This is a genomic window from Protofrankia sp. CiP1_Cm_nod4 (assembly GCF_982290645.1).
Genome location: NZ_CEVIVC010000012.1, coordinates 58056 through 62686, shown reverse-complemented (window position 1 = coordinate 62686; position 4631 = coordinate 58056). Strand labels below are relative to the sequence as shown.

General features: G+C 72.2%; 6 protein-coding genes. 3 read left to right on the top strand and 3 right to left on the bottom strand.

Annotation, left to right across the window (positions count from 1 at the left end):
- Positions 1-20: 20 nt before the first annotated feature.
- From AC5LSR_RS04650 to AC5LSR_RS04640, 3 genes are read right to left on the bottom strand one after another with little or no spacing between them, the layout of a single operon-like run.
- Complete coding sequence (locus AC5LSR_RS04650) at positions 21-1280, bottom strand: MFS transporter (protein WP_250285878.1); 1260 nt, start codon at positions 1278-1280, stop codon at positions 21-23.
- A gap of 19 nt (positions 1281-1299) precedes the next feature.
- Positions 1300-1695: a type II toxin-antitoxin system VapC family toxin gene (locus tag AC5LSR_RS04645; RefSeq protein ID WP_250285877.1), complete on the bottom strand. Its 396-nt coding sequence runs from the start codon at positions 1693-1695 to the stop codon at positions 1300-1302.
- Position 1696: 1 nt separating this feature from the next.
- Entirely contained in the window at positions 1697-1921 is a 225-nt protein-coding gene (locus AC5LSR_RS04640) for a FitA-like ribbon-helix-helix domain-containing protein (RefSeq protein WP_250285876.1), read from the bottom strand.
- A 448-nt stretch (positions 1922-2369) separates the two neighbouring features.
- On the opposite strand from AC5LSR_RS04640, the gene AC5LSR_RS04635 reads away from it, so the two are divergent.
- The 3 genes from AC5LSR_RS04635 (at position 2370) to hisF (ending at position 4585) form a co-directional block, all read left to right on the top strand.
- Entirely contained in the window at positions 2370-2903 is a 534-nt protein-coding gene (locus tag AC5LSR_RS04635; RefSeq protein ID WP_250285875.1) for a YceI family protein, read from the top strand.
- 126 nt (positions 2904-3029) lie between these two features.
- Positions 3030-3764, top strand: coding sequence for a bifunctional 1-(5-phosphoribosyl)-5-((5-phosphoribosylamino)methylideneamino)imidazole-4-carboxamide isomerase/phosphoribosylanthranilate isomerase PriA (priA, locus tag AC5LSR_RS04630; RefSeq protein WP_250285874.1), 735 nt, complete (start codon positions 3030-3032; stop codon positions 3762-3764).
- Complete coding sequence (gene hisF / locus AC5LSR_RS04625; RefSeq protein WP_250285873.1) at positions 3761-4585, top strand: imidazole glycerol phosphate synthase subunit HisF; 825 nt, start codon at positions 3761-3763, stop codon at positions 4583-4585. The genes priA and hisF overlap by 4 nt, the downstream gene beginning before the upstream one ends.
- Positions 4586-4631 lie beyond the last annotated feature (46 nt).

Genomic DNA, 4631 nt, shown 5'->3' with positions numbered 1-4631 from the left:
GGGTGGGACGCAATGGTCTGTCAGCGGGGGGCAGGCTGGGTGCTCTGGAGGGTTTCGGCTGTCTGGAGCGCTTCGGGTGCCTGGCGGGCCTGGGCGCGCTGGGTGATGGTGTGGACGGTGGCGGCGGCGATCATTGTCGTGATGCCGCCGAGCCACAGCCCGGCGCGGGCGTTGAGCCGTTCCGAGAGGAAGCCGACCCACAGGGAGCCGAGCGGGGTCGATCCGATCATGATGGTCGTGTAGACGGACATCACCCGCCCCCGGAAGGCCGGGTCGCTGCCCAGCTGGATGCGGTGGTTCGCGGCCTGGGCGAAGAAGATCGCCCCGAAGCCGGTGGCGAACAGGCCCACCGCGGCGGTCGCGAACGTCGGGGCCCAGCCGGTCAGCGTCATCACCAGGCCGAGGCCGAACGCGCCGCCGGTCACCAGCCCGGCCGCCGGCCGGCCGCGCCGTCCGGTCGTCGCCAGCGCCGAGAGCAGCGAACCGGCGGCGAACGCGGTGGTGAGCAGCCCGAACGACGCCGCGTCGGCATGGAACACCGTCCTGGCCAGCAGCGGCAGCGTGAGCTGGAAGTTCATCGCGCACAGGCCGACGGCGGCGGCCAGCGCGAGCGGCAGCGTCAGATCCTGCCGGGACGCGAGGTAGCGCAGCCCGTCCACGATCCGCGTGCCGGTGGCCGGCCGGGTGACCCGGTGCAGCTCCGCGGGGCGCATCATGCGCAGGCCCACCACGGTGGCCAGGTAGCTCACCGCGTTGACCACCATCACCGGGCCGGTGCCGAACGCGGCGATCAGCACGCCGGCGAGCGCCGGCCCGGTCACCCGGGCGACGTTGAAGTACGCGGCGCTCAGCGCCGACGCGTTCGGCAGCAGCTCGGGGCCGACCATCTCGCTGACGAACGCCAGCCGGGCCGGCATCTCGACGGCGTTCACCACGCCCAGCGCCAGCGCGAACAGCTGGATGTGCCACAGCGCGACGCTGTCGGTGAGCACCAGCGCCGCGAGCCCGAGCGCCAGCGTCCCGGAGGCGAGGTTGGCGACGGTGAGCAGCAGCCGCTTGTCGTACCGGTCGGCGAGCCGGCCGCCGATCAGTGTCAGCAGCAGCGACGGGGTGAACTGCAGCGCGGTCACGACACCGAGCGCGCTCGCGGAGTCGTGGGTCAGGCCGAGTACCAGCCAGTCCTGGGCGACGACCATCATCCAGGTCCCCGCGACCGACAGGAGCTGGCCGGCGGCGAAGAGCCGGAAGTTGCGCACGGAAAGGGAACGGAGCGGGTTCACAGCGTCCAGATGACCACAGTCAGTTGACGAGCTCTATGTGGCACGTCGGGCCGGGTGCCTTCGCGAGGCGGGTATCGGCCGTGTAGAGCGGGCAGTCGAGGCTTTCGGCGAGTGCCACGTAGCAGGCGTCATAAGGCGTGACATTGCCTCGGAGCTCGAATACCCGCCGGAGTAGCGGACGGGCCGGGTAACGAGTCAGCGGCAGGGCCATCAGATCGTCGAGAGCGGCGGAGAAACGGGCTGCGTCGATGTCACCTGCCTGCCACCGGCGTCGGAGCACCGATGCCGTCTCGACGTCGGCCAGGTCTGGGACGGCGATGTCGCCGGCGCCGCGGAGGATGTCGCGGGCATGATCGCCGTCCTTGGTGTCGTCGCCGACGGCGTTGGCGAGGACTGAGGCGTCCAGGACGATCAATTTAGTGGCGCTCCGCGTCGAGATCGGCGACCGCCTGTTGGAAGCCGACTCGGCCGCCTGCCCTGGTCGTGATCCGATTGATCACCTCGTCCAGGCTGGGGATCGTTGCCAGCCGGGTGAGCTGGATCGTCAGATACTGCTGCAGCGACTGGCCCGCGTCGCGGGCTCGTTCCTGCAGCCTGTGATGGATGTCGTCAGGAAGGTCGCGAACCACGACAGTCGTCATGCATGCATAATGCATGTCCTCAGATCAACCGCGCAAGCCGTCCGTGCCGTGGAGAGGCGATGATCGCGAACGGTGGTTGCCGCCGACCCTGGGGCGGTCGCGGGCGCGGCCGCGGCAGCGGTGGGCTGTGGGCACGGTGGGTGTCCGGAGCTTTCGGATGGGGTGGCGGTCGCTTATCGTGCCGGTGAGGAGGCGTGCCGTTCGGCTCGCAGAACGCTACTCCCAGTGACGAGTGCTGGGGCTGGGGCTGTCATCATGTTTCTGGCATTTTTCGACAGGTGTCATTTCTCGGTGAGTGCCAGTAGGCCGTTTCGGACCCAGGTAGGACCAGACAGGTAGGACCAGACAGGAACGGTTCGTGGCGATCGCCGGTGTTGCCACGCCACCGGTGATCGTGCCGCTCCGGCGCCGCCCGGCACAGAGCCCAGCTCGGTCAAGGAGGAAGAACATGACAGAACGAACAGTGTTCTCACAGGGAGTGACCGCACCCCGGGCGGGCGCGTACCGTGTCGATCCGGCCCGCTCCACGGTGCGTTTCACCACGCGCGGGCTGTTCGGCCTGCTCAAGGTGGTCGGCACCCTGACCGTCCGGGAGGGCTCGATCGTCGTCGCCGACCCGCTGGAGACGTCCACCGTGCGTGCCGTGATCGACGCGACCAGCCTGGACACCGCCAACAGCACCCGGGACAAGCACCTGCGGGAGGCGGGCTTCCTGGACGTCGGGACCTACCCGGACATCACCTTCGTCTCCGAACGGTTCGTGGCGTCCGCGGGCGCCTGGGCCCTCGCCGGCACCCTGACGGTGCAGCGGGTCTCCCGTCCGGTGGAGCTGGCCATCACGGTGGCCGAGCCGGCCAACGGCGAGGTGCGCTTCCAGGCCACCGCGCGGACCGACCGGCACGCGTTCGGCGTCAGCAAGGGCAGGGGCGCGGCCGCCCGCTACCAGGCGATCGACATCGACCTCGTGGCTGTCCTGCTGTAGATGCGGCCGTGGAGGCGGCGGTAGATGCGGCGGTAGAGGCGGCCCGGCCACCGATACGCCGGCGGTGCCCGCGCCGGCGGGACCGCCGGATACCCGCCGGCCGCGGGACCCGTAGGGTGTTGCGGTGTGGCGCTGATCCTTCTGCCTGCCGTGGACGTCGCCGACGGCCGTGCCGTCCGGCTCGTCCAGGGCAGGGCCGGTTCCGAGACCTCCTACGGCGACCCCCGCGAGGCCGCGCTGGCCTGGCAGCGCGACGGCGCCGAGTGGATCCATCTCGTCGACCTCGACGCGGCCTTCGGCCGGGGCTCGAACCGTGACCTGATCGCCGAGGTGGTGCGGTCGGTCGACGTGGCCGTGGAGCTCTCCGGCGGGATCCGCGACGACGGCTCCCTGGACGCGGCGCTGGCGACCGGCGCGGCCCGGGTGAACATCGGCACGGCCGCGCTGGAGAACCCCGACTGGGTGCGCGCGGCGATCGACCGGGTCGGCGACCGGATCGCCGTCGGCCTCGACGTCCGCGGCACCACCCTGTCCGCCCGCGGCTGGACCCGCGACGGCGGCGAGCTGTTCGACGTCCTCGCCCGGCTGGACGCCGACGGCTGCGCCCGCTACGTGGTCACCGACGTCCACCGGGACGGCACCCTCACCGGGCCCAACCTCGACCTGCTGCGTACCGTCACCGCGGCCACGTCCCGGCCGGTGGTCGCCAGCGGCGGGGTGTCGGCGCTGGACGACCTGGTGGCCATCGCGGGTGTGCCGGGCGTCGAGGGCGCCATCGTCGGCAAGGCCCTGTACGCGGGGGCGTTCACCCTGCCCGAGGCGCTGGCGGCCGCCGCCGGCGGGCCCGCGCGCGTCCGGTGACCGTCGCCGTCCGGGTGATCCCGTGTCTGGACGTCGACGCCGGCCGGGTGGTCAAGGGCGTGAACTTCACCGGCCTGCGGGACGCCGGCGACCCGGTGGAGATGGCGAAGCTCTACGACGCCGAGGGCGCCGACGAGCTGACCTTCCTCGACATCACCGCGTCCAGCGGGAACCGTGAGACCACCTATGACGTGGTCCGGCGCACCGCCGAGCAGGTCTTCATCCCGCTGACGGTCGGTGGCGGCGTACGCGCGGTCGATGATGTCGACCGGTTGCTGCGCGCCGGCGCGGACAAGGTCGGCATCAACACCGCCGCGGTCGCCCGCCCGGAGCTGGTCCGCGAGTGCGCGCTGCGGTTCGGCAGCCAGTGCATCGTGCTGTCGGTGGACGCCCGCCGGACCAGGGCCGCGGGCTACCCGGGCTCCCCGGGCTCCGCTGCTTCCTCGGACCCGGCGGGCCCCGCGGGGCCCGGCACGCCCCGGTTCGAGGTGACGACCCACGGCGGCCGTACCGGCACGGGCATCGACGCGGTCGCCTGGGCGGCGCGGGCGGTGGAGCTCGGCGCCGGGGAGATCCTGCTGAACTCGATGGACGCCGACGGGACCAGGGACGGCTACGACCTGGAGATGATCGCCGCGGTGCGCGCGGCCGTGGACGTGCCCGTCATCGCCAGCGGCGGGGCGGGACGGCTGGCGGACTTCGCCCCGGCGGTTGCCGCCGGCGCCGACGCGGTGCTCGCCGCGAGCGTTTTCCACTTCGGTGACCTGCGTATCGGCGCGGTCAAGGACGCGCTGCGCGCCGCCGCGGTACCGGTCCGCTGAACGCGCCGCCCCGCCTGGGCGCGGCAGTCCTGGGCACACCGCCCCG

Bases quoted from the DNA above. Each gene is read 5' to 3' on its own strand.
- AC5LSR_RS04640 (WP_250285876.1), bottom strand. From the start codon at position 1,921: ATGACGACTGTCGTGGTTCGCGACCTTCCTGACGACATCCATCACAGG.
- AC5LSR_RS04635 (WP_250285875.1), top strand. From the start codon at position 2,370: ATGACAGAACGAACAGTGTTCTCACAGGGAGTGACCGCACCCCGGGCG.